The sequence below is a fragment of the Streptomyces sp. NBRC 110028 genome, assembly GCF_001417735.1.
GTDB lineage: Bacteria > Actinomycetota > Actinomycetes > Streptomycetales > Streptomycetaceae > Streptomyces.
Genome location: NZ_BBUZ01000026.1, coordinates 387,785 through 412,352 on the forward strand (window position 1 = coordinate 387,785; position 24,568 = coordinate 412,352).

Below are 24,568 nucleotides of genomic sequence, written 5' to 3' on the forward strand. Positions count from 1 at the left end.
GGACGGTCAGAAGGGGATCGCCTCCACATCGCAGTCCGCGCGGATGCCCCGGGCCGCCGCGACCGTGGCCGGGTGACCGGGGGACAGGACGGTGCGCATCCGGGCCAGGGAGCCGTTGTGCAGCTCCTCGGCCGACCGCCCCTCGCCCAGCGCCCGCAGATCCCCGGACAGGTTGACGGCGCAGGCCAGCGTGGTGGGGTGGTCCTCGCCCAGCCGTGACCGGCAGGCCGCGAGCGTCTTTGTGTCCAGCTCCCGGGCCTCCTGGTAGTCCGCCAGCGTGTAGTGATCGCTGGCCAGGTTGATCGCGCACGCCAGGGTGATCGGGTGTTCCGTCCCCAGCGCCTCGACCAGCACGGGCATCGTCTCCTTGTTGAGCGCGAGCGCGGCCTCGGTCTCGCCCAGCAGCCGCAGGGTGACGGCCAGGTCGATGGCCGCGCTCAGCGTCACCGGGTGCCGCGGCCCCAGCGCGGACCGCATGTCGGCCACGCACTTGGCGCCCAGCTCGCGGGCGCCGTCGAGGTCGGCGGTCTGGCGCAGGTCCATGGACAGGTTGAGCGAGGTCGCCGCGATGTGGAGGTTGGGCTCGCTGTAGCGCAGCCGGTAACGCTCCAGGACCTCCCGGGTGATCTCCAGCGCGCCCTCGTGGTCGCCTGCCTTGCGGCGGGCCACGGCGAGGTTGCGCAGGGCGTACACGCCGATCGGCGTGTTCTGCGGAAGCAGTTGGCGGACCCGGTCGCAGGTCAGCTCCAGCATGGTGCGGGCGGCGATGTAGTCGCCGCTCTCCCGGACGTCGATCGAGAGATTGGCCTCCAGCAGGATCGTCAGCAGCGAGTCCTCGCCGAGGACGACCTCGGCGAGGTCGCGGGCATTCTGGTCCACCTCCCGGGCGCGCGCGAAGTCACCGGCCGAGCGCAGCGCCAGGGCGTAGTCGTTGGCGGCGGCGATGGTGTACGGATCCTCGTCGCCGAACAGCCGCAGGGTCCGCCGCCAGCGGTCCTCCTCCAGCTCCAGCGAGTGGGTGTAGTCGCCCTGGTAGCGGGCGTCGCTGGCAACGGCTCCGAGGGTGACCAGCGTGTTCTCGTGGTCGTCGCCCTCGTTCGCGCGCTGCAGTTCGAGCGTCCGGCTGTTCAGCTCCCGGGCCTGTCCGAAGTGGCCGAGCAGGGTGAGGACATGGCCGAGCGTGCGGGAGATGGCGAGCGTCTCCGGGTTGTCCTCGCCGAGCGAGGTCCGCCACTTCTCCCGCACCCGGCTGCCGAGTTCGAGCGCGCCCTCGTGGTCGCCCCAGACATGGAGGAACCGGACCAGGTTCCGCACCATCTGGCGCACCCATTTGTCGTCGCAGTCCATCGCGCGGGACGCCCGGACGTGCGACAACAGGTCCGTGTAGCGGCCCCAGTTGGCGGGCGAGACGTCATTGGGGTCGCCGTAGGCCAGCAGCACATGGGCGCTGTGCCGCATGTCGGCCTGCTGCTGCGGGGACATCTGGCCGATCAGCACCGCCTGCACCAGCCGGTGCAGTTCGATGGTGTTGCTGCGGTGATTGATCTTGATCAGGGCGTAGCGGTTGATCTCCCGGATCGCATGGCCGAGTTTGATCGGGTCCTGGAGCACTTCGGACAGCTCGGGGGAGAGGGAGACGCCCCGGATGCCCGAGAAGAGCCGCCGGGAAATGGGCTCGGGGGCGAAGAACGAGCACATCTGCAGCAGTTGGAGGGCGCCCGGGTGGTGCTCGGCGAGCCGGCGCAGCGACATGTTCCAGGCGGCGGCGACCGGTTCGGGATAGTCGACCGGGACCCCGGCGGCCAGCAGCTCGTTGCGCCGGGTGCTGACATCCGCCCGCTCGTCCTCGAAGACCTGGAGATACTCGTCGACCGGCATCCCCGTCTCGGAGAGCCACGCCGCCGCCTGCTCGATCGCCAGCGGCAGATCCCCCAGGGTCTCGGCGATCCGGTCGGCCTGCTCGTGCGGCAGCTCCGGCCCCCGCCGCAGCAGCAGTTGGATGCTCTCCTCGCGCTCGAAGACATCCACCTCCACGGTACGGGCGGCCCGCGACCACTGGGCGTTCCGCGACGTCACCAGGATCCGGCCGGGCCCGCCCGCGGGGAAGAACGGCCGGACGGTCTCCAGCTCCTCCGCGTTGTCGAAGACCAGGAGCCAGTTGCGGCAGGGGCGCCCGGTGCGCAGCGCGTCCAGCACGCTGGGCACCGCCGTGTTCGCCTCCATGCCCGCCTGCAGGCCGAGCCGGTCGGCGAGCTGCACCAGCGCCTGGCGGATCTGCTCCGGGCGCTCCGCCGGGATCCACCACACCGCGTCGTAGGCCGCGGCGTGCTGATGCACGTACTCCAGGGCGATCTGGGACTTTCCGACCCCGCCGAGACCGTGCAGCGCTTCGGGCAGCACGGCGGCCGTTCCCTCGCTGCGCAGCCGCTCGTGCAGCGTGTCGAGCAGCGTTCGCCGTCCGGTGAAGTTGTTGTTCCGGGGCGGCACATTGCCCCAGATGGCCGGGGGGTCCCCGGCGCGGCGCTCCTCCACGGCGGGCAGGGACCGGGCAGCGGTCACGGACACGAAGGTTCCTCTCGAATGCTCCCCCGCCGTACCCGGCGTGCCGTGCGCCGGCGGGGATGGTGAATCGTCGGCTTGGGACGACGGACGGGATCGGGGAGTCATGGAGTCGGTCACGGCAACCTCGGGTACCACATTTCCCCAGTGGGGTACGTCTTCAAAGGGCTCCGGGCGGCTTTCGCCCGTGCGGGGGAGCGCTTGGCGCGCGAGGACAAGGGCGCGAAAGGAGCGCGCGCCTTCGAGATAGGGCCCGGAAAGGGCCTGGTAGACCTGTTCCTGAAGGCGTATGTACGGCATCAGGCGCTCGGTGTCGGGCAGGTCCCGCACCGGCCCCGAGGGGTGGTTGAGCAGATCGCGCAGCAGATGCAGCGGCTTCCAGCGGCGGCCCAGCCGGTCCAGCACGCTGCGCAGGGTGTACAGCGACTCGTCCCGTAACCCGGCGGACAGCAGCAGTTCCCGCACCCCGTCGTGGAACTCGTAGCCGATTCCGGTCTCGTCCAGCGGATCGGCGGTGCCGACCTTGCGTAACAGCCCGCCCAGCAGGATCTCGGCCAGATCGCCGGGACTGCCCTCCGGCTGGTGGATCCCCTGCACGAACTCCATCACGGGAATGTTCAGCGGGGCCGCCGCCAGCCGCGCCGCCAGCCGGAAGGCGCTCGGCGAGGCGGTGGAGCGGAAGCGGAAGACCCGGTCCCAGGCGCTGGGTTCGGGCTCCGGATCCCAGGGCTCGGCCGGCGCCCCGGGCAGCAGCGCCAGCGTGTCATGGCCCCGCTCCGACGGACGCCCCACCAGCCGCGCCCAGTTGCCCAGCCAGCGCGCGTCCAGTTCCAGCACCGGCACCGGGGGTTCACCGCCCGGCCAGGAACCGCCACCGTCCCGCCGCCAGGTGCCGTTGGGAGCGCCGGGCTCGGGGACCCGCACCCGGACCCGCTCCGGCGCGATGCCCGTGTGGTGCCAGCGGCCCTGACGCAGCACATGGAGTACCGCGACCGACGCGCGCCGGGCCCAGCGCCCCAGGGCGCGCTGCGCGCTCTCATCCCCCCAGGCCGCGCCGATGCCGTCGGTGAGCACCAGCACCGCCCGCTTCCCGCGCGGGGACATGCCGTCCACCGGGGAGTCGTGGTGGTCCGCGGTCAACGGGTGATCGGTGTTCATCCGGTGCACCCGGACGCCCCGGAAGGCACCCGTCCGCTCCAGCACGGTGACCAGCCGCGCCGCGGTGCGCCGCCACACCACCATCGAGCTGCCGCAGTCCAGCACCAGGACCGCGTCCATCCAGCGCTCCTGGACGGGCGCGCACTCCGGCAGCCACAGCCCGTCGCGGGCGGCCCGCTCGGCCGTGGCCTCCTCGTCGACCTCCAGCTCGACCGGCGAGGGCGCGGTGCGCTTGAGGGGGCGCAGCGCCCGGGAGACGGCGCGCTCGGCGACCAGCGGCCCGGCGGCGGTCAGCCGGGGCGCGGGCACCATGACGTCGGTGACCAGCGCCGGTTCCGTCCCGTCCGGGTCCTCCGGCGCGTCGGGCACGTCGACGAGCTCCACGGCCTGCGGCGTCGAGACGGCCGGTTCGGGCGCGGGCTCGGGCCCCCGCCCGCCGTCGTCCTGCGGCGGCTCGGGGGGCGGGGCGTCGGCGGGCGGCAGGCTGTCGCCTCGCGGGGGCGCGGGGAGCGGGCCGGGCGCCGGCCGGCCGGGTCCGCGGTCCGTCTCGGCCTTGCAGACGGCCAGCCAGAAGGCATCGGCGATCTGCTGCCAGTCGAGATCCCGTGGGCCGTGCTCACCGGACCCGCCGCCTGGGTCCTGTGTCATGTCGAGCCTGCGGCGTCCAGCCGGTGCCAGACGGCGCGCAGTAGCTCCTCCCACTCGGGCCCCGGGGTCTCGGAACGGGCCGTCACCAGATACACCGCGTTGAGCAACTGGTCGGCGGCGAGCCCGCCTTCGTGCCGGCTGCGCTCCAGGAACATGTCGATGAGTTCCCGCGCGCGCGGGTCGTCCGCTCTGCCCAGGTGCGCGGCCACGATCGCGGCGAGCCGGTCGGCGTCCGGGTCGGGCAGCCGCAGCTGGAGACAGCGGCGCAGGAAGGCGGGCGGGAACTCCCGCTCCCCGTTGCTGGTGATGACGACGATGGGGAAGGCGCGGCAGCGCACCCGGCCCGAGGCGATGACGGTGCTGCGGTCGGGGTCGTCGGTGAGGACCGATACGGCCGGGCGCCGCCTGCGGATGCGCACCAGCTCGGGGATGGAGTACTCACCGGCCTCGAAGATGTCGAGGAGGTCATTGGGCAGATCGATGTCGCTCTTGTCGAATTCGTCGATGAGCAGGACGCGGGGGAGGCGGTGCGGCAGCATCGCCGTGCCCAGCGGGCCGAGTTGGAGGAAGTCGCCGATGTCCTCCGGTCCGGGTTCGTGTCCGTCCTCCTCAGCCGCCTGTCCGGCCGCCGCGGCGTGCACACGGCCGACGGCATCGTAGCCGTAGAGACCCGACCGCAGGGTGGAACGTGTGGTGATCGGCCAGCGCAGCACCCGGCCCAGGCCCAGCTCCCGGCTGATGCGGTACGCCAGCGTCGATTTGCCCGTGCCCGGGCGGCCGGTCACCAGCAGCGGACGCCGCAGGATGAGCGCGGCGTTCACCACGTCCGCCTCCTCTGCCTCCGACCGCAGGCCGAGCGGAGTCGCGCCGAGCCGCCGGGCGGTGTCCTGCGCGTCCTCCGGCGGCGCCGGGGGCTCGGTCGGCGGCTCGTTCGGGTCGGATAACACGCCGTCCACGCCGTCCGCGTCCACCGGGCCGGCCGAGACGCCGCCGAAGGTGCGCCAGGGCGGCGGGGGCGGAAGGATGTCCTCCAGGCTGACGTCGTGCAGCGGGCGCCCGGTGCCCTGGTAGATCCACCAGGGGCGCGGTATGCCGGCCGGCAGGGGCCCGGAGGCGGAGCCCTCGCCGCCCGGGATCCGCCCGTTGTGCCGCCGTGCAGGCTCTGCGTCGCTCATCGACTGCCCAACCCCTCGTCCGGCCCCGTCATGCGTCCCTGCGTCTCCACGGGCCGGGTCGGGTCGTCCCAGACGAGCACCACATGCTGCCCCGGGTGATGCTCCCGCTCCGCGGAGTCGATCGTATGGGCGTCCAGACGTAACTTTGTCACGGCTTCGCGGAGCCGTGCCAGGTCCCCGCTGGCCTCGTCCGGTTTTTGTCTCAAGTACTGGACGAACGCCGGATCCCGGGTGGGCCGGCGATCCCACGCCACCAGCGGGATTCCCGCCCGCCAGGCCGCCAGCGCCTCGTACGAACCCTCACCGGCGCCGCCCGGCGGCGAGCCCAGGATCAGCGCGACGACATGCGGATCCGCCTGGAGCCGGGCCAGCAGCGCGGCCGGATCGCCCGAGCGCGGACTGTCCGGATCCTCGCCCTCGACGACGAGCTGTCTGGCGAGTTCGGGCCGCCCGGAGAAGAGCTGCCAGCGCTGGTTCCACGGGCGGTGCCAGCGTCTGGTCTGACTCCGCTCCAGGCTCCGCACCACCACCGGATAATCCATGCACAGCGGGGTGGCCATCGTGCTGTCCAGCTCCTTGCGCCACAGGTGCACCGGCAGATTCAGGTCGTCGGGGCCCAGCAGGAACTCCAGATGGATGCACCGGGCGTCCTCCCACTCCTCCTCCGCCGCGTACACCAGCTCCTGCACGGCCCGTTCGGCGGTGGCGGCGGTGACCTGGGTGACCGGGCCGCGGACCGGATGCCAGCCGCTGGGGTCGTAGCTGTGCCAGGACGACAGCTCGTAACGGCCCGGCTCCTCCTGCGGCAGCAGCCGGATCACCAGGTACGCGTCGTCCGGCTCGGCCGGGGCGGCATGCCCCACCTGCTGGCGCAGCGATCTCAAGTGCGAGGTCAGGTCCAGCTCCCGCGCCTGCTCATCGGCCCACGCCCGCAGCGCGTCGGCCCTCCGCAGCGGCTGGGCCGACGCCGCCAGATACTCCACCAGGGCGAGCCCCGGCGGCAGCCCGTCCGGCCGCGCGTTCATCCGGCTCAGCTCCTCGAAGGCGTGCCAGGGGCCGGTGACCGCCGGGACGTCCTGCAGCGGACCCGCCGCGGCCCGGCACAGCTGGCCCAGGTGCCCGATCTCCAGGTCCTCCAGCAGCGACCGCAAGCCCCCGGCGGCCGGGGCCGGCAGCACCGGACGGGCCGTCATCTGCTCCACGACCGAATCGAGGCGGTCCATGGCGTCCGTGCCCGGCGCCATCACCGCGAGCGAGGCGCGCAGCGCGCGCATCATCCGCACGTTCTCCAGGCACTCCCGGGCCAGCTCCACCAGGAAGTAGTCGGTGACGCGATGGCCGCGCACCGGGACGGACGTGGTCTCCATTTCCATCGCGACCAGGTCCAGACACAGTGCGCGCGAATCCGGATCCGTCAGACAGCGGAACTCCTTCAGAGCCGACACCAAATGATGGACTGATCTGAGGCCGCCTTCCCGCGTGGCCGCCATGCCGTGCCTCCCCCGTACCCGCATCACCGGTCCCCGCCGCCGATGATCCCGCCGAAAGACCCTGCCACAGGCAAGCGTCACCCGCGCGGACTCCGGACAACTTGTATGCCCCGCACGCCCCCCGCGACACCCCTCCCGCCCCCAGGGAGCCCTCAGGCCAGGCCCAATTCCTCGACGCGGCGGCCGAGTTCGGCCGTCGCCGGGGCGCCGGGGGCCAGGACGTCCACCACGGACACCAGCTCGCCCAGGGCCCGGTGCGCCTCGCAGGTACGCAGCAGGGCCAGGGCCTCCGCGCGGCTCGCCGACTGCCGGGCGACCGCGGTGCCGACGGTGGGCAGCTCGTCGAGCAGCTGCTGCCAGCCGGTGGGGGAGGACAGGCCGGGCACCTCCAGCAGCAGGTCCGCCAGACCGCCGAGTTCCTGGATGGTGAGCTTGGCCCGGCGCCGGGCGGGCGCGCCGGGCGCCGCCTCCGCACCGGGGAGCCGCCCGATCAGTTCGAAGGCGAAGGCGGCCGCGTGCCGGGAGGCGACCGGCTGCCAGTGCTCGTCGTGCGCCACGCCCTTGTCGCCCAGCAGATCGGATACGCCCCGGATGACCAGCGCGTCGAGGTGCTGGTTGACGTACGCGCCGGCGAGGAAGCCGAAGCCCTCCATGTCGACGGCGATCGCGTCCCCGGCGACGGCCGCGAGCCGGAGGCCGACGTCGGAGCGCTCGTGCCCCACCACCCGGCCGCCCGCCGCGATCGGCTTGACGTGGGCGCGCGGGCGCGGCGCGCCGCCGCCGGGCAGGATCCGCCGCTGCCAGTCGTCGGCCGCGGCGACACCGCGGGCCAGCTGCACCAGTCCGTAGGCGGGCTGATGGGTCTTCTGCCGGGGCAGGAACCCGGACTCGGTGTCCTTGCCGGTCTCGTAGTCGTACACCGCGTCGGCGGCCACCACATCGCCGAGCGCGACATCCTTGACGCCGCCCGCCACGCCGACGAACAGCACGGCCCTCGGCGCGAAGAGCGCCGCCGCCCGCTCGACCAGCGCCGCCGCGCCCGGGTTCCCCGGACCCGTCATGTGGATCGCCACCCGCCGCCCGCCGGGCCGGGCCGCGGAGCGGTGGACGCCCGTCTCGAACAGGGAGCCGCGCTCCGCCCGGACCGGACGCGGATCGTCCAGATGCGCCCGTACGGCCCGGTACTCGATCTCCAGCGCGGTCAGGACGACGACGTCCGCCCGCCCCGCGCCCCCGGTGTCGCCAGCCCCCACGGTTCCCCCTCGAACGACATGAACACGACCGTGCTGAAAACCCTACTGGCCGTCAGAGCGGCGGCTGGAGCTGATCCACGCCCAGGGCGCGCAGTTTGCGGTACAGGGTGGCCCGGCCGATGCCCAGGGCCCCGGCCGCGCGTGCCTTGTTGCCGCCGTGGCGGCGCAGCGCCTCCAGGATCGCGGTGCGCTCGGCCCGTTCCATCCCGCTGAGCCGCCGCGCGGCGGGCGGCACCCGCAGGTCCGGCGGCAGCTCCCCGCGCCGCACCGGCCCGGTGGCGCGGCGGTGCTCGGCCACCTCCCGTACCACCTGGGAGAGTTCGGCGACGTTGCCCGGCCAGTCGTGCTGTTCCAGGGCCCGGCGCGCGTCCAGGCTCCACGACAGCGGCGGGCGGCCGGGGGAGGGGGGCCCGGCGAGCCCCGGCAGCAGTACGGGGATGTCCTCGACGCGCTCGCGCAGCGGCGGCAGGGCGACGGAACGGGCCGCGAGCAGGTCCAGCAGCCGCCGCAGACACGGGCCGACCCCGGTGCACGGGGTGTGCGTCGCCGTGAGCGGCACCTCGGGCCGGCGCGCCAGCAGCGAGAGCAGCGCGGCCACATCGGGCTGGTCCAGCCGCTCGGCGTGCAGCACGAGCAGCGGGGGCGCGCCGTCCCCCTCCGCCAGGGCGTGACACCAGCGCGGTACGGCACCGGGCGCGCCCTCGGCGGCGTCCACCACCAGGGGCGCGGCGGAGCCGCGCCAGGCGAACAGGGCGCGGGCGAGCGAGGACTTGCCGACGCCCGCCTCCCCGGTCAGCAGCAGCGGCTCCGCGCTCGCGGCCAGCCCGGTCGCCCGCGCGACGGCCACCCGCCACGGCCCCGACGTGCCGGCCAGCCCCGGCAGCCGCTCCCGGCCGGAGCCCGCCCGCCCCGCCGTACGCTCCGTCCGCGCCGGACCGGCCGCCGGACCCGGGCGGGCCACCGCCACCGCGCCGATGACCTCGCCGTCGCCCTCGCGCACGACCGGCGTCATACGGACGACGAGCCCGGCCCCGTCCGGCACCGGGAACTCCCGCGTCCGCCGCCCGTCCGCCGCCCCCGCTTCCCGCAGCAGCGCCGTGGCCCGGCGCTCCAGCCGGGCCAGCGTCTCGTCCGACAGCAGCCGCGCCGCCCCGGGGCTGACGATGCGGCTGCCGCCGTCGAGCGCCACCACCGCGCGCCCCTCCGGCGCCTCCCGCAGATACGCGTCCAGCAGCAGCCGCTCCGGGGGCCGGGCCCGGTCCAGCAACTCCGACGCGACCGCGAACGCGATGGCCTCGGCGAGCGCCGCCCCCGGATGGGGCGCGCGGTCCTCGCGCGAGGGGGCCAGCGCCGTGACGGTCCCGGCCGGGCGGTCCGCCCCCGGCTCGTACACCGGGACGCTGACCGCCGACAGCCCCTGCCACAGGTCCAGGACGTGCTCGGGGCCGTGCACCTCCGCGCGGCGCCCGAGGCGCAGCGCGAGCACCGCGCTGTTGTGCCCCACCGCCCGCTCGGACAGATCGCGACCTGCCGCCGGTGCGGGACCGCCACCCGACCACAGCACCCGGCAGCGCGAGTCGGCGAGCACCAGCGCCGTGTCGCCGCCGGCCAGGGCGGGCAGGACGCGCCTCAGCACCGGACGCGCGGCGGCCAGCAGCGGGGAGTGCGCGGGTACGGGGGCGGGTGGCGGCGTCACATCCCGCCGTACGCCCAGGAACCGGGCCCGCCGCCACGCCTCGGCCAGCTCGTCGGGGATGTCCCCGCCCGGCGGCCGCCCGGCGAGGAACCGCTCCCGGGCCCGTCGTACCGGGGCGAGAGCCGGGGCGGCCGGGGTGTCGTCGATGCTCGTCACAGGGACCTCACCGTATACGGCCCGGGTGTCTCGTATTGAGACACCTCCGCCGTCCCCTCCTGGACCAAGATCATCAAAACGGGCCGGGATCGGCGAAGGACCGGCCACCAGGAGAGGAGCCTCGCCCAGTGGACACCGTCGAGACCGACGTACTGGTCGTCGGCAGCGGCCCGGCCGGAGCCGCGACGGCGCTCGCCCTGAGCACCTACGGCGTGCCCAACATGATGGTCACCCGGTACGGCCGCCTCGCGGACACGCCCCGCGCGCACATCACCAACCAGCGCACCATGGAGGTGCTGCGCGACCTCGGCGTCGAGGAGCGGGTACGGGACCGGGCCACCCCGCAGCACCTCATGGGGAACACCGTCTTCTGCACCAGCCTCGCGGGCGAGGAGCTGGGGCGGCTGCGCTCCTGGGGCAACGACCCGCGCGTGCAGGCCGAACACGAACTGGCCGGTCCCAGCCCCCTGTGCGACATGCCGCAGCACCTCATGGAACCCGTCCTGGTGGACGCCGCCGTCGCCCGGGGCACCGCGCTGCGCTTCGACACCGAGTACCTCGCGCACGAGCAGGACGACGCGGGCGTGACCGCGACCGTACGGGACCGGCTGCGCGGTGACACCTACCGAGTGCGGGCCCGCTACCTGGTCGGCGCGGACGGCGGGCGCAGCCGCGTCGCCGAGAACGCCGGGCTGCCCACCGTCGGGCGGATGGGCGTCGCGGGCAGCCTCAACATCGTCTTCGAGGCGGACCTGACCGCCCTCACCGCCCACCGCCCCTCCACGCTCTACTGGGTGCTCGCCCCCGGCGCCACCGTCGGCGGCATCGGGGCCGGACTGGTGCGCTGCGTACGCCCCTGGACCGAGTGGATGGTGGTGTGGGGGTACGACCTGGAGGCCGGTCCGCCGGACCTCACCGAGGAGTTCGCGCTGTCGGTGGTGCGCCGCCTGCTCGGCGACGACGAGATCCCGGTCCGTATCACCTCGACCTCGGCGTGGACGGTCAACCACCTGTACGCGGAAGACTACGCCGACCGGCGGGTGCTGTGCGCGGGCGACGCCGTCCACCGCCATCCGCCGTCCAACGGCCTGGGCTCCAACACCTCCATCCAGGACGCGTACAACCTCGCCTGGAAGCTCCGCCACGTCCTCGACGGCACCGCCGCGCCCGCCCTCCTGGACACCTACTCCGCCGAGCGGGCCCCGGTCGGACGGCAGATCGTCGAACGCGCCAACAAGAGCATCGGCGAGACCGCGCCGGTCTTCGAGGCGCTGAACGTGCTGTCCACCGCCGACCCCGAGCAGATGTGGCGCAACGTCGCCGCCCGCAAGGACGCCACCGCCGAGGCGGAGAAGCAGCGGCGGCGGCTGCGGGAGGCCATCGCCGCCAAGGTGTACGAGTTCAACGCGCACGGCGTGGAGATGAACCAGCGGTACGCCTCGGCCGCCGTCGTCCCCGACGGCACCCCCGACCCCGGCTTCGTCCGCGACCCGGAGCTGTACCACCAGCCCTCCACCCGGCCCGGCGCCAAGCTGCCGCACGCCTGGGTCACCCGCGGCCGTGACCGGCTCTCCACCCTGGACCTCGGCGGCCACGGCCGGTTCACCCTCTTCACCGGCATCGGCGGGGACCGGTGGCGGCAGGCGGCCGAGGCCGCGGGCCGCGCACTGGGCATCGAGATCGCCACCGTCGTCATCGGGCCCGGTCAGGAGTACGAGGATCCGTACGGCGACTGGGCCGCACTGCGCGAAATCGGCGACGGCGGCGCCCTGCTGGCCCGCCCCGACAACTACATCGGCTTCCGCCACGCCACGGCCTCGCCGGACGCGGCGGGCTTGCTGACCGGTGCGCTGAGGCAGATCCTCGGACATGCGCGCCCCGCACATCAGGAGGACCACTGACGGTACGCGGCACACCCGGCGTACGAAGCGAAGGGGAGAGGCATGGCCACCGACTTCACCGAGGACACCGCGACCGAAGCCGTCATCGACAGCTTCGCCGCCACCCCCGACCCGCGGCTGCACACTCTCCTCACCTCCCTGGCCCGACATCTGCACAACTTCGTGCGCGAGACCGAACCGACCCCGCAGGAGTGGGAGGCGGCGATCGGCTTCCTCACCGAGACCGGCCGTCACTGCACCGACACCCGGCAGGAATTCATCCTGCTCTCCGATGTCCTCGGGATCTCCACACTGGTCGAGACGATCAACGGGCGGGGGGCGGAGGGGGCCACCGAACCCACCATTCTCGGCCCCTTCCACCTGACCGGATCGCCGCGCCGGGACCTCGGTGACACCATCGATCTCGTGGGCACCGGCGAGCCCTGCGTCGTCACCGGCCGGGTGACCGGCACCGACGGCACCCCGCTGCCCGGAGCCGTCCTCGACGTCTGGCAGGCCAGTGACCAGGGCTTCTACGATGTGCAGCAGCCCGGCGTCCAGCCGGAGGGCAATGGGCGCGGGCTGTTCACCGCCGACGCCGAGGGCCGCTTCTGGTTCCGCACCTGCGTACCGAGTCCGTACCCCATCCCCACCGACGGACCGGTCGGCGCCCTGCTGCGCGCCACCGGCCGGCATCCGTACCGGCCCGCGCACATCCACGTCATCGCCGAGGCCGCCGGGCACGCCACCTTGACCACCCATGTCTTCGTGGCGGGCAGCCCGTATGTGGAGTCCGACGCGGTGTTCGCCGTCAAACGGAGCCTGGTGCAGGACTTCACCCTGGTCGACGACCCCGACCTCGCCACCCGCTACGGTGTCAGCATCCCTTTTCGTCGCGCCGACTTCGACCTCGTACTGTCGCGTGCCGCCTCATGAACGGTGTGCACGAGGCCGAGGCCGTTGGCCGATACAACCGCCCCTGATGGGTGACGTCCCCCGGCGCCCCCATCATGGGGAGACCCCGTTACCGAGAGAAACCTTAGAGAGATGACTGCAACACCGTTCGCACTGCTCCGGCGCATGCGAACCAAGCGCCCGAACCGTGGATCGGGTCTCCGCCTCCCCATGCCCGTCGGTGCCGGCGCCTTCAGCTGCGAGGTCCTGGATCCCGTCGGCCAGCCGCTGGGCGGTGTCGAGGTCACCATCACCGCGACCCGCGGCGCGGGCAAGCAGGCGATCAAGGCCACCACCGACCCCCACGGGCTGTTCGTCGCCACGCTGGAGCCGGGCGAGTACTCGGTGCTGCTCACCGGCAGCGGCCTGGAGCCCCATCGCCTCACCATCGAGATCAGGGCGGGCGAATGCGCCGACCTCCAGCGCATCCCGATGCAGCCCTCGCAGCAGCTCGAACTCCCCCCGCCCGGCACCTGGCTGTTCGACCCCCCGCACACCGCCATCCGCTTCATCGCCCGCCACGTCGGCATGGCCAACGTGCACGGCCGCTTCACCCGCTTCCGCGGCGGCATCCATGTCGCCGAGCGCATCGAGGACTCCCGCATCGAGGTGCTCATCGACGCCTCCAGCATCTCCACCGGCAACAACACCCGGGACAACCACCTGCGCTCGGCCGACTTCCTCGACGTCGAGAACTACCCGGACATCCACTTCGTCAGCAACCGCTTCACCTGGCGCAGCGGCCCGAAGTGGAACATCCAGGGTCCCCTGACGATGCACGGCGTCAGCCGCTCCGTCACCCTCGACACCACCTACCTCGGCGCGGTCAACGGCGGATACGACCAGGAACTGCGCTGCGCGGCCCGCGCCACCGCCGAACTCCACCGCGAGGACTACACGCTGAACTGGCGCAACATGCTCGCCCGCGGCATCGCGGTCGTCGGACCGACGGTCAAGCTGGAACTCGACATCCAGGCGATGTACCGCAACCACGAAACCCCGACCCCGCCGGAGTAACCGCACACCGGCCATCACACCACGGGGCGCGCCACCGCGGCGCGCCCCGTCGCCGTGTCACCGGTGGAAGACGGCGACCCCGCCGTGATGCGAGCACGCGCCCTGATGGTGTGCGGCGTACGAAAGCGTCCCGTCCTCACCTCGCCGTGGCCCCGCTCCCCGCCCCGGAAGACGAACCCCCGGCTCGGCCGTGACAGTCTTCGTGACGGTCGGCGTCGGCTCGGCCTTGAGCTTGGTCTGGGCGGGCTTCGCGGTGACCGTCACCGTCACCGTGGGTGCGGGCTTGGCCCGGCCTGCCGCCTTGGTATCCTCCCCATCCGCCCCGCCCGATCATCCGCTTCATGTCCCGGCCTGCAGCCGGATCACCCAGCAGTGAGCCGGCGTCGATCCACGCCGGGACGTGGTGGCGCCCGCAGGGCATAGATTGGGCGCATCTTCTGACGACGAAGGTGGTATCCGCGATGAGTCTGTACGACATTCCCCTGCGCACCCTGTCCGGCGAGCCGACCACCCTCGGCGCGCATCAGGGTGCCGCGGTGCTGGTGGTCAACGTGGCGTCCAAGTGCGGGCTGACGCCGCAGTACGAGGGGCTGGAACGGTTGCAGCAGCGGTACGCCGGGCGCGGCTTCACCGTGCTGGGGGTCCCGTGCAACCAGTTCGCGGGGCAGGAGCCGGGGACGGCGGAGGAGATCGAGACGTTCTGCTCGACCACGTACGGTGTCTCCTTCCCGCTGCTGGAGAAGACGGACGTCAACGGCGAGCAGCGGCATCCGCTCTACGCCGAGCTGACCCGGACGCCGGACGCGGCGGGGGAGGCCGGGGACGTGCAGTGGAACTTCGAGAAGTTCCTGGTCTCGCCGCAGGGCGAGGTGGCCGGCCGGTTCCGGCCGCGGACCGAGCCGGAGGCGGCGGAGGTCGTCGAGGCGATCGAGGCCCAGCTGCCGCGCTGACCGGGAGAGGCCACCGGCCGGCGCCCTCTGCGACGCTCGCGCGTCGTCGGGCGCCGGCCGGCGGCTCACCAATGGCGCTCAGCGTTCGGCGGCGAACGCGGCCAGCCAGGCCAGCGGGGCGTTCCAGTTGATGGCCACCTCGTTGGTGGAGTACGAGCCGATGTCGTCGATGTAGCACTTCGCGGGCGCGCACCCGGCCAGCTTCTCCTGGGCCACCGGGTCCTGCAGTGCCGCGTTCGGGCCGCCCGCGAAGGAGCCCGCGGGCGGGTGCGGGAGGGAGGCGTCGTACTGGTGGGCCCAGAAGCGGTGGTGCTGGTTGAGGGAGGTGTGGTCGCCGTAGCCGGTGACGTAGGACTGACCGAGGGCGTTGCGGCCGAGCAGGTAGTCCAGGGCCTCCAGCGCCCCGGTGCGGTAGCGCGGTCGCTTGGTGAGTTCGTAGGCGATGGCGATGACGCTCGCGTTGTTGGCCACCTGGCTGTTGGAGCCCCAGACGTAGCCGTCGGTGGGCAGGGGGACGGCGTATCCCTGGCGGCTCATGGTGGCCAGGTGGCCGTCGGCGGCGGTGACCACGGAGGCGCGGACGCGGGCGAGGTCGGTGGCGGGCAGCTTGTTCGGGACGGTGGCCAGGGTGATGCGGCCGAGGGCGGCGGTATCGGCCCAGCCGAACCCGCCCGGGGTGAACACGCCGTCGGCGGTGTGGAAGGGCGAGGAGGTCACCGCGTCCCGGTACTGGCTCTCCTCGGTGGTGGCGTACAGCTCGGCGGCCGCCCAGTAGAACTCGTCGCCGACCCGGGTGTCCCCGTAGGCGCCGCCGCCGGTGCTGTCGGAGTCCGGTGCGAGCAGGCCGGGGTGGGCCTGGGCGGCGGTCCAGGCGCGGCGCGCCGAGGTGAGGCAGCGGGCGGCGAAGGCCGCGTCGTAGGGCGCGTAGACGCGTGCGCACTGCGCCGCGGCGGCCGCCAGGTTGAGGGTGGCGGCGGTGGACGGCGGGTGGAGTTCACGCGGCTGGGAGTCCTGTTCGGGGCGGGTCGGCAGGCCGGTCCAGGCCGCGTCGTGCACCTTGTGGAAGGCCATGCCCGCGAGCGGCTTCCCCTCCGGGATCTGCATCCGCATCAGGAACTCCAGCTCCCAGCGCGCCTCGTCGAGGACGTCGGGCACCTTGTTGCCCCGCTCCGGTACGCGCAGGGTGGAGTCGCCGAGCGCCGCGGAGTGGCCGGTCCGCTTGGCGCGCTCGAAGGAGTTCACCAGCTGCCAGGTCGCGATGCCCCCGTTGACCACGTATTTGCCCTGGTCACCGGCGTCGTACCAGCCGCCGCGGACATCTCGCGCGTAGTCGCACACCCCGGGCTGGCAGGGCACGCTGGTGTCGCCCGTGTTGGGCGCGACACCCAGGTGCCCGGCCGGGCGCGCGTACGCCGCGCCGGCGAGCCGGGCCTCGATGGGGGTGCCGCTGCGCTGCTGGTAGAAGAAGGACATCGCGTCCGCGCGCAGCCCGTCGTACAGGCCCGCGCGGATGTCGAACGGATCGCTGGTCCGCCCGTCAACGGTGAGGGTGTAGCCCGTGCCGGTCCCCCGGTACGAGGAGAAGTCCACCAGCTGGGTGGAGTCGCCGGAGGCGGCGTCGGCGCCGCCCGCGGTGGTGGTGCCGGAGGCGGCCGTCGCGCCGGAGGCGTCGCGCAGCTGCCAGGGCAGGGCGGTGGTGCTCGCGCTGACGACGGTGGCGCGTTTGGGGCCGTCCGGCAGATAGCCGAGCTGGTTGACGTGGACGGCCGAGGGCGCGGCCACGGCCGCCTGGGTGGTGGGCGCGGCGGCGAACAGCAGCGCTCCGGCCAGCAGGGCGGCGGCGGTGCGTGGGAGGGGGGACTTGGGCATGGTGGAGGCCCTTCTGTCGGGGGCTAGGAGCGGTAGACCGTGGCTTCTCTGGACGTCGAGCCGATGCCGTTCGCACCGTTGAAGATTCGCTGTCCCCAGCCGGTGAGCGCCGCGGCGTTGAATCCGGTGGCCATGTCCAGGTATTCGACACCGCCGCTGTTGCCGCTCCAGGACCAGCCCAGATAGCCGACGCCGAGCTCCTGGGCGTGTCCCATGATGGCGTCCTCATCGGGGTTGCCGTCGGAGTGGTTATGGCCGAACTCGCCCACGACGAGGGGTAATTGGGCGTTCACGAAGCGGGTGAGGTAGTCCTTGACCTCGGCGGCGGTGTCGAAGACCCCGTACATGTGGACGGAGAACACGGTGTTGCGGTCCGGGTCGGCGGCCAGGACCGAAGCCGCGTTGTCGCGCATGGTGAAGCCCCAGTCCTGGCCCCAGTTGGGGGCGTCGGCCATCAGGGCGTGATGGATTCCGGCGGTGCGCAGCTTCCGGATGGCGGCCTTGGTGTCGGCGGTCCACGCGGTGGCGCCTGTGTTGCCGTACGGCTCGTTGCCGAGGTTGACGACGACGTAGCTCTCCTGGCCCGCGAGCGCGGAGCGCACGCTGATCCAGTAGTCGGCGGCGCGGGAGAGGGTGATGGCGCCGCCCTGCTCGCCGTAGCCGGTGGTGTCATGGGCTTCGAGCACGCAGATGAGCCGGGCGCGCTTGCACTGCGCGACGACGTTCGCCACATCGGCGGTGTCGTTCTTGGCCCAGCGGTCCCCGGTGGACAGCACCACTCGCACGGTGTTGGCGCCCAGCGCCTTGATGTCCGAGAGGGCCTGGGGGGTCCGGGAGGCGTACCAGGTGTGGGCGTGGTTGACGCCGCGCATGACGAAGGGGCTGCCGTTGCCTTCGACCAGCTTGCCGCCCGCGACGTGCAATCCGCCCGCGACGGGTAATGCGCCGGCGGCACGGGCGGGTGGCGCGAGGGAGGGCAGGGACAGCAGCAGGGCGGCGAGGGCGGCGAACACGACGGCCACGACGCGGGGGGTGGCACCGCCGGGGGCGGTCTTACGCATGGGCGACTCCTGGTGGGGGAGCGGTCGGGCCCGAGGATTGCCCCGAGCATGACAACAATGTCCGGAAACGGTGAACGGCTTGGGAGCGCTCCCAAGTTATTAGCCAGGGCGCCGCGGCGCGTCAAGGGCTGGGGGCCGAACGGGCGTACCGGCCCACTGCGGTGTCCGCCCGTCTGTCACATCCGCCGCGGCCCGTACGTCAGTGTTCTGATGACAACCGACGACGAGAGAGGCCCGATGGGCGGAAACGCGTTCCTGGCGGAGAACTTCGAGGCACACCGCGGCCATCTGAGGGCGGTGGCCTACCGCATGCTGGGCTCGCTCAGCGAGGCCGACGACGCCGTTCAGGAGGCCTGGCTGCGGCTCAGCCGCTCCGACACCGGCGAGGTGACGAACCTGGGCGGATGGCTGACGACGGTCGTCGGCCGGGTGTGCCTCGACATGCTGCGAACTGTTCGTCAGTGAACAGAACACCCAGCTCATCCCGGACCCGGATCGCCAGACTGCCCTTGGGGAAGGCTGCGCGCGCCACCCCCACCGTCTCCACCGGAACTTCCCCCGGCTCCTGTGGCTGCATCGACACCGACACCCTCCCCAAACGACAACGTCGGCCTTCAAGACCACAACCAGGTCTTGAAGGCCGACGTCACGCAGGGAGCCGGATTCGCCAACAGCATCTCCTTGGGTCCGGCCCTTCGTGTCACCGGGGGACCGCGCATGCCGGACCCATGCCGCGGACGAGTCCGACGAGATCCGACGGGTCCGCCGGCACGGACGCCGGGGCCGCCCGGCACCCGCACCGGGCCGTGCGCGAACGCGGCCGGACGCGCGCCGCCCGGCGCCCCGTCCGGCCGCGTTCGCGTGCCGGGTGGCGCGAGCCGGGAGCCCCTCCGGTCACAGCACCGGCTGCTCCGGGCCGAAGACGACACGGAACCGCCGGTTCGCGAGGCTGGGGTTCCTGGCGCGGACGGCCGCCACCCGCGCCTGGTCGATGTCGGCCGACGCCACGCCCGGAGCTTCACCCCCCGAGGCCGCCACATGGCCCATCGGGTCCACGATCAGGCTCTGGCCGGTGCAGACGGGGCCGGTCTGGCCACAGGCCAGGACATAGGCGGTGTTCTCGATCGCCCGGGCGCGGACCAGCGTGGTCCAATGGTCCTCCTTGGCCGGGCCGACCACCCAGGCAGCGGGCACGACGAGGGCCGTGGCCCCCGCGTCGACGAGGAACCGGGCCATCTCCGGGAACCGGAGGTCGTAGCAGGTCATGACGCCGAAGGTGACTCCCTCCAGGTCGAAGAGCAACGGCGAGGGCGCATGGGCCTGGACACGGTCCGACTCGCGGTACCCGAAGGCGTCGTAGAGGTGGACCTTGCGGTACACCCCGAGCGGATCGCCCTTGCGGTCCACCGCGAGGACGGCGTTGCTGGGCCGGTCGGCGCCGGTGGGCGGTGTCTCGGTCATGCCCGCCACGACGGCGATGCCGTGCTGGGAGGCCAGCGTGCTGATCGCGGTGGCGAACGGGCCGTCGATGTGCTCCGTGTGCGGGGTGATGTCCGCTTCGGGGTCCGGGTTGGAGTACATGGCGTTCTCGGGCAGTACGACGAGCTGTGATCCCCGGGCGGCCGCCTGCCCGATCAGGGCTGCGGCGGCCTCGAGGTTGGCGGCCTTGTCGGTGGTGGCGCCGAACTGGCCGACGGTGGTGAGCACGATCTGTCTCCTAGCGGTGCGGGTGGAGGGCGGCGGTCAGTTCGGTGGTCTCGGCGAGAACCGTCCGGAAGCCGGCCATGAGGGCGCCGTGCTCCATGGTGAGGACCAGTTGGTCGGCCCCGTGGGTCAGCGCGAACTCCTTCTCCGCCGCGGACCAGGCCGGCAGCACCCAGGGCTTGCCGGCGGCGCGCGCCGCCTCCGCCACGGTCCGGAGGTCGGCGAAGTCGCCGGCGGACCTGGTGTAGGCGCCCCGCTCACGCCGCATGGAGAGGTCACTGGGGCCGATGAAGACACCGTCGACCGTGGGGAGCGCCAGGATGTCCTCGATCTCGTCGAGCGCGCCGGCGTCCTCGATCATCGGGTACACCCGGGTCCCGCGGTCCTGCCGCGCGATCCAGTCGTCGTCGAAGCCGCCGTAGCGCGCGGTGCGGCCGCCGGCGAAGCTCCGGTCGCCCAGGGGCGGGAACTTGGCGAAGGCGCAGACGGTGGCGGCGTGCACGGCGTTCTCGATGTGGGGGACCACGACCGCGGTGGCGCCGAAGTCGAGGGCCTGCTGGATCGGCCCGCGCTCCGGCCCCAGCACCTTCGCCAGCACATCGAGGTTCAGCTGCCGGAGGAACGGGATGAAGCGTTCGAGGTCGGCGAGATCGAAGGAGCCGTGCTCGATGTCCAACACCACCGCGCCATAGCCGAGTTGGGCGACGATCTCGGCCGCTGCGACGCTCGGGCCGGACAGCCAGGCGGCGTATCTGCGGTTCTGCTCAGGCACTGCGGAACTCCTTCATGAAAGCTGGTATACATTGGGTATACATGCAAAGGGGCGAGATGGACTGGTCATTCGACGAAGGTCAGCCCGCTACGGCCGGTGAGCGGGCCTACCGGTGGGCGAAGGAGGCGATCCTCTGCGGTCGGTTCCCCGAGGGGACCTTCCTGGAGGAGAAGATGGTCTCCGACGAGGCGGGGGTGTCGCGGACGCCGGTGCGCGAGGCGCTCCACCGGCTGGCGGCGGAGAGATTCATCGACCTGCTTCCGCGGCGCGGCGCCCAGGTGCGCCGAGTGACGGCCGGAGAGCTCTTTGAGACCTACGAGATGCGGCAGGTCCTCGAGATCCACGGGTTCAGGATTCTCTGTGTGAAACACATCGAGCCTCCCGCCGACCTCACCGGGCTTCTGGACGCCATGGAGGATCCGGACACGCTGGCGCGGTGCCGGGCCGGGGACCGCGAGGCCATCGCCGAGCACGCGAAGATGGATTTCCTCTTCCACTTCTCCTTCGTGAAGGCGACGGGAAACAGCGTCCTGGTCGACCTCTACCGAAGCCTCCAGCCGAGGCATCAGCGGATCGGGGTCAGAGCCGTCTCGGTCCGCCCCAAGAGGCTGACGGTCATCGGCCCGGAGCACCGGGCGCTGCTGGAGGCGCTGAGGGTGCACGACTTCGACGCCGCCGAGCACACACTGCGCCGCCATCTGCAGCCGGACGAGCAGGTGCTCTCGCACCTGCCCTGACCAGGGCCCCGGTGGGCGACGGCGGGTCACTTCGCCGTCGCCTGCCAGAGCCTGCGGCGCTCGGCCTGCTCCGCCGGGTCGGGCACCGGCGCGGCCGCCACCAGCCTGCGCGTGTAGTCGGTGCGCGGGTTGTTCAGCACCTCGCCGGCGGGGCCGTGCTCGACCAGCCGGCCGTGCTGCAGTACGGCGACCTCGTGGGCCAGCAGCTCGACCACGCCCAAGTCGTGGCTGATGAACAGGCAGGAGAAGCCGAGCCTGTCCTGCAGTTCCTGGAAGAGCCGCAACACGGTGGCCTGGACGGAGACGTCGAGGGCGGAGGTGGGTTCGTCGGCGATGAGCAGTTCCGGCTCCAGGGCCAGCGCGCGGGCGATGCCCACACGCTGGCGCTGACCGCCGGAGAGTTCGTGCGGAAACCTGTCGGTCCAGCCGGAGGGCAGCTCGACCTGGTCGAGGAGGTCGCGCACACGCCTGCGGATGGCGGAGCGGTCCGCGAAGCGGTTGATGATCATGGGGGCGGCGATCGAGTCCCCGATCGACAGCCGGGGATTCAGCGACGACCCCGGGTCCTGGAAGACCATCGAGTACTTCCCGCGGAAGTCCCGCAGCGCCCGGCCCCGCAGGCGCGTCACGTCGGTGCCGCAGATCTCCACCGAGCCGGCCGAGGCCCGCGCCAGGCCGACGATCGCCCGGCCGATGGTGGACTTGCCGGAGCCCGACTCGCCAACCAGACCGAGGACCTTGCCCTTGTCGATGGCCAGGCTCACGCCGTGCACGGCCTTGAAGCCCTTGCGGCCCAGCCGTCCGGGATATTCGACCTCCAGGTCGCTGACCCGGAGCGTCGCGGCCCCACCCGGTGCGGCGCCGGGGGCGGCCGGTGCCGGTTCCGTGCGGCCGCCGGCCCGCCGGCGCGGCACCGCGGCGAGCAACCGGCGGGTGTACTCGTGCTGCGGGTCGGAGAAGAGCGTGTCGACCGGGGCCTCCTCGACGACCTCGCCCCGCCGCATGACCACCACCCGGTCGGCGAGGTCGGCGACGACCCCCATGTCATGGGTGATGATGACGACCGCCGAACCGAGATCCTTCTGCAGGCGGCGGAGCAGTTCCAGGATCTCCGCCTGCACCGTGACGTCCAGCGCCGTGGTCGGCTCGTCGGCGATGATGACCTCCGGCGAGTGGGAGACCGCCATGGCGATCATCGCGCGTTGGCGCTGCCCGCCGGAGAGCTGGTGCGGGTAGCTGTCGATGCGGCGCTCCGGCTCCGGGATGCCGACCTCCGTCAGAAGCTGGAGCGCCCGCGCCCGGGCCTCGGCGGCCGGCACGGGCTCGTGGCAGCGGATCGCCTCGATGATCTGCTCGCCGATGGTGTGGACGGGGTTGAGGGCCGTCATCGGCTCCTGGAAGATCATCGCGATCCGCTTGCCCCGGATGGCCCGCAGACCCTCGGCGTCGAGATCGAGCAGTTCCGTGCCGTCGAAGCGGATGCTGCCGTCGCGTCGGCATCCCGGCCCCAGCAGACCGAGCACGGACATCGAGCTGACGGACTTGCCGGAGCCCGACTCCCCGACCAGCGCGACCACCTCGCCCTTGGCCACGGAGAAACTGACGTCCCGCACGGCGGGTGTCCAGGCACCGGCGATCCGGAAGTCCACCGAGAGCCCCTCGACCGAGAGGATCGGGTCGGATGAAGTCGTACCGTTTGTCATGGCGTCTCCTCGGACGGTCACGCGGGACGGGCGGGGGGCTGCTTCGTGGAGGTGTTCCGGTCGTATTCCTGGAGGTAGGCGGAGCAGAATCCGATCACCCGCTCGATCCAGATCCGGCCCGTGCTCGCGCTCCCCAGGCTCACGTCGCCGGTGCATCCGGTCGGACTGACCTCGGAGAAGTCCCACAGGACGGTGCCGCGGACGTCGTAGCCGGGGATCGCCGCCTCGTTGTAGCTGGTCGGCGCCCAGCCGGCGGCGGACTCCAGGCCGCCGGCGACGGCGAGGTCGCCGCGCACCTGGTCGGGGAAGAGCGCGAGCATCGCGGAGTGCTCGGGTTCCGCCCCGTGGCCGTACGCCGTGGCCGGGTCGTCGTACACGTCCCGCATGAGCGCGTAGCCCAGTTGCCAGGGGTAGAGGTGCCCGACCAGGATCCCGAAGTCGCGCCGCGCGTCGAGACCCGCACCGGTGACCGGCCCGACGTTGCCGCCATTGTTGTCGATGACGACGATGCGCCGGAACCCGGACCGGACCAGTGCCTCGATGAGTTCGTAGGTGACCGTGCGCAGCGTCGCCTGACTCAGGGACAGGTTGCCGGGGTATCCGCGGAAGGTGCCGGAGTGCCCGTAGTGGAGCGCGGGTGCGACGTAGCAGTTGTCGTTGTCCTTCGCCAGCCGGTCGGCCACCCACTCGGCGACGATGGAGTCCTCGTGGATCGGCAGGTGCGGCCCGTGCTGCTCGACCGCGCCGATGGGCAGCAGGATGATCGGGTCCTGCTCGGCCAGCTGCTCGACCTGGGTCCAGGAGAGTTCGCCGAGCCGGTGGGTGGTGGGGAGGGCCTCGGACATCTGGTTCCTTTCACTGTGGGTGGTGCCGCCGGGGAGACGACGCGGTCAGGAACTCCTGTCGCGACGGCGCGGGTCGAGCAGGTCGCGCATGCCGTCACCGAAGACGTTGAGCGCGAGGACGATGAGGATGATCAGCACCGAGGGGTAGATCAGCAAGGTGGGCTGGACCTCGAGGAAGTCGCGTCCGGAGCCGACCATCGAGCCCAGGGACGGCAGGGGCGGCTGGGCCCCGAGGCCGAGGAAGCTCAGGCCGGCCTCCATCTGGATGGCGAAGCTCACCGAGAGGCTGAGCTGCACGATCACGGGGGCGGCGACATTCGGCAGGATCGTCCGCAGGGCGATGACGGCCGGGCGCGTGCCCATGATCTCCGCGGCCTCGACGTACTCCACGTGCCGGATCGCGAGCACCTGGCTGTAGACGATCCTGGTGAACCGGGGGATGTAGAGGACGCCGATCACCAGCACCACGTTGGCCAGGGCCGGGCCGAGCACCGCCACCACCGCGATCGCCAGCACGATCGGCGGGAAGCTGAGCAGGATGTCGATGCCGCGCATGATGACGAGCGAGACCGGGCGGCCGGCGTATCCGGCCAGCAGTCCCAGCACGACCCCGAGCACGGCGGCCACCAGGACGGCCGACAGGGCCACGCCCAGGGAGGTGGAAAGTCCGATGAGTAGCCGGGAGACGACATCGCGGCCGAAGTCGTCGGTCCCCAGGACCCCGCCGGAGGAGAGCGGTCTGCCGACGATCTCGCGGTAGTCGTGCGGGGCGATCAGCGGTGCGAAGATCGCGAGGAAGGCGACCAGCAGCAGGAAGGCACCCGCCACGGAGGTCCTGCGGTTCGCCACCATCCGTGCGAGGAAGGACTTCTTGCCGCTGCCGCCGCTCGTCGGCGCATCCGGCAGGGCCGGCACCAGGGGGTGTGAAACGGTGCTCATGA

The 24,568-nt window shown here is 72.5% G+C and carries 17 protein-coding genes and 2 pseudogenes; 6 read left to right on the forward strand and 13 right to left on the reverse strand.

Translation table 11 applies throughout. The annotated features are described in order from the left end of the window. Nucleotides 1-6: 6 nt before the first annotated feature. From fxsT to ASC60_RS17050, 5 genes are all read right to left on the reverse strand, one after another. Nucleotides 7-4,365 (reverse strand): FxSxx-COOH system tetratricopeptide repeat protein, encoded by a 4,359-nt coding sequence (gene fxsT / locus ASC60_RS17030; RefSeq protein ID WP_055551712.1) that lies wholly within the window; start codon nucleotides 4,363-4,365, stop codon nucleotides 7-9. Then, complete coding sequence (locus ASC60_RS17035) at nucleotides 4,362-5,540, reverse strand: MoxR family ATPase (protein WP_107097091.1); 1,179 nt, start codon at nucleotides 5,538-5,540, stop codon at nucleotides 4,362-4,364. Before ASC60_RS17035 ends, fxsT begins: the two co-directional genes overlap by 4 nt. Further along, complete coding sequence (locus ASC60_RS17040; protein WP_234356977.1) at nucleotides 5,537-6,985, reverse strand: hypothetical protein; 1,449 nt, start codon at nucleotides 6,983-6,985, stop codon at nucleotides 5,537-5,539. Before ASC60_RS17040 ends, ASC60_RS17035 begins: the two co-directional genes overlap by 4 nt. Nucleotides 6,986-7,182: 197 nt before the next feature. Next, the gene (locus ASC60_RS17045; RefSeq protein ID WP_055551715.1) at nucleotides 7,183-8,283 is read right to left on the reverse strand and encodes a hypothetical protein; all 1,101 of its coding nucleotides are present in this window, start codon (nucleotides 8,281-8,283) and stop codon (nucleotides 7,183-7,185) included. A 52-nt stretch (nucleotides 8,284-8,335) separates the two neighbouring features. Then, the gene (locus ASC60_RS17050; RefSeq protein ID WP_055551717.1) at nucleotides 8,336-10,135 is read right to left on the reverse strand and encodes a helix-turn-helix domain-containing protein; all 1,800 of its coding nucleotides are present in this window, start codon (nucleotides 10,133-10,135) and stop codon (nucleotides 8,336-8,338) included. Nucleotides 10,136-10,263: 128 nt separating this feature from the next. On the opposite strand from ASC60_RS17050, the gene ASC60_RS17055 reads away from it, so the two are divergent. The 4 genes from ASC60_RS17055 to ASC60_RS17075 all read left to right on the forward strand — a co-directional run bounded on the left by ASC60_RS17055 (nucleotide 10,264) and on the right by ASC60_RS17075 (nucleotide 14,936). Then, nucleotides 10,264-12,036: an FAD-dependent monooxygenase gene (locus tag ASC60_RS17055; protein ID WP_055551719.1), complete on the forward strand. Its 1,773-nt coding sequence runs from the start codon at nucleotides 10,264-10,266 to the stop codon at nucleotides 12,034-12,036. A gap of 42 nt (nucleotides 12,037-12,078) precedes the next feature. Next, complete coding sequence (locus ASC60_RS17060) at nucleotides 12,079-12,951, forward strand: dioxygenase (protein ID WP_055551720.1); 873 nt, start codon at nucleotides 12,079-12,081, stop codon at nucleotides 12,949-12,951. A gap of 111 nt (nucleotides 12,952-13,062) precedes the next feature. Further along, nucleotides 13,063-13,986, forward strand: a complete 924-nt coding sequence (locus tag ASC60_RS17065; RefSeq protein WP_055551722.1) for a YceI family protein — start codon at nucleotides 13,063-13,065, stop codon at nucleotides 13,984-13,986. Between the two features lie 461 nt (nucleotides 13,987-14,447). Continuing rightward, complete coding sequence (locus ASC60_RS17075) at nucleotides 14,448-14,936, forward strand: glutathione peroxidase (RefSeq protein ID WP_055551726.1); 489 nt, start codon at nucleotides 14,448-14,450, stop codon at nucleotides 14,934-14,936. Between the two features lie 78 nt (nucleotides 14,937-15,014). On the opposite strand, the gene ASC60_RS17080 is transcribed toward ASC60_RS17075, so the two are convergent. Together ASC60_RS17080 and ASC60_RS17085 are read right to left on the reverse strand one after the other, a co-directional pair. Then, entirely contained in the window at nucleotides 15,015-16,805 is a 1,791-nt protein-coding gene (locus ASC60_RS17080) for a glycoside hydrolase family 9 protein (RefSeq protein ID WP_055551728.1), read from the reverse strand. A 23-nt stretch (nucleotides 16,806-16,828) separates the two neighbouring features. Beyond that, complete coding sequence (locus ASC60_RS17085) at nucleotides 16,829-17,866, reverse strand: glycoside hydrolase family 5 protein (RefSeq protein WP_055551730.1); 1,038 nt, start codon at nucleotides 17,864-17,866, stop codon at nucleotides 16,829-16,831. A gap of 237 nt (nucleotides 17,867-18,103) precedes the next feature. Here ASC60_RS17085 and ASC60_RS17090 point away from each other — a divergent pair. Further along, a pseudogene (locus tag ASC60_RS17090) lies at nucleotides 18,104-18,319 on the forward strand (sigma factor); the annotation flags it as partial. Here ASC60_RS17090 and ASC60_RS44090 read toward each other — a convergent pair. From ASC60_RS44090 to ASC60_RS17100, 3 genes and pseudogenes are all read right to left on the reverse strand, one after another. Then, nucleotides 18,279-18,449, reverse strand: a pseudogene (locus tag ASC60_RS44090) (IS5/IS1182 family transposase); the annotation flags it as partial. The pseudogenes ASC60_RS17090 and ASC60_RS44090 sit on opposite strands and share 41 nt — an antisense overlap. A 311-nt stretch (nucleotides 18,450-18,760) precedes the next feature. Next, entirely contained in the window at nucleotides 18,761-19,573 is an 813-nt protein-coding gene (locus tag ASC60_RS17095) for a carbon-nitrogen hydrolase family protein (RefSeq protein ID WP_055551734.1), read from the reverse strand. A 10-nt stretch (nucleotides 19,574-19,583) separates the two neighbouring features. Continuing rightward, entirely contained in the window at nucleotides 19,584-20,342 is a 759-nt protein-coding gene (locus ASC60_RS17100) for an HpcH/HpaI aldolase/citrate lyase family protein (protein WP_055551735.1), read from the reverse strand. A gap of 56 nt (nucleotides 20,343-20,398) precedes the next feature. Here ASC60_RS17100 and ASC60_RS17105 point away from each other — a divergent pair, with 56 nt between their 5' ends. Then, entirely contained in the window at nucleotides 20,399-21,079 is a 681-nt protein-coding gene (locus tag ASC60_RS17105) for a GntR family transcriptional regulator (RefSeq protein ID WP_055551861.1), read from the forward strand. 26 nt (nucleotides 21,080-21,105) lie between these two features. On the opposite strand, the gene ASC60_RS17110 is transcribed toward ASC60_RS17105, so the two are convergent. Genes ASC60_RS17110 through ASC60_RS17120 form a run of 3 tightly spaced genes read right to left on the reverse strand, consistent with a single transcriptional unit; the run spans nucleotide 21,106 to nucleotide 24,566 of the window. After that, on the reverse strand, nucleotides 21,106-22,782 hold the full coding sequence (locus tag ASC60_RS17110; protein ID WP_055551737.1) for an ABC transporter ATP-binding protein: 1,677 nt from the start codon (nucleotides 22,780-22,782) through the stop codon (nucleotides 21,106-21,108). A gap of 17 nt (nucleotides 22,783-22,799) precedes the next feature. Then, nucleotides 22,800-23,627, reverse strand: a complete 828-nt coding sequence (locus ASC60_RS17115; RefSeq protein WP_055551739.1) for a creatininase family protein — start codon at nucleotides 23,625-23,627, stop codon at nucleotides 22,800-22,802. Between the two features lie 45 nt (nucleotides 23,628-23,672). Next, nucleotides 23,673-24,566, reverse strand: coding sequence for an ABC transporter permease (locus ASC60_RS17120; protein WP_055551741.1), 894 nt, complete (start codon nucleotides 24,564-24,566; stop codon nucleotides 23,673-23,675). Between the last annotated feature and the right edge of the window lie 2 nt (nucleotides 24,567-24,568).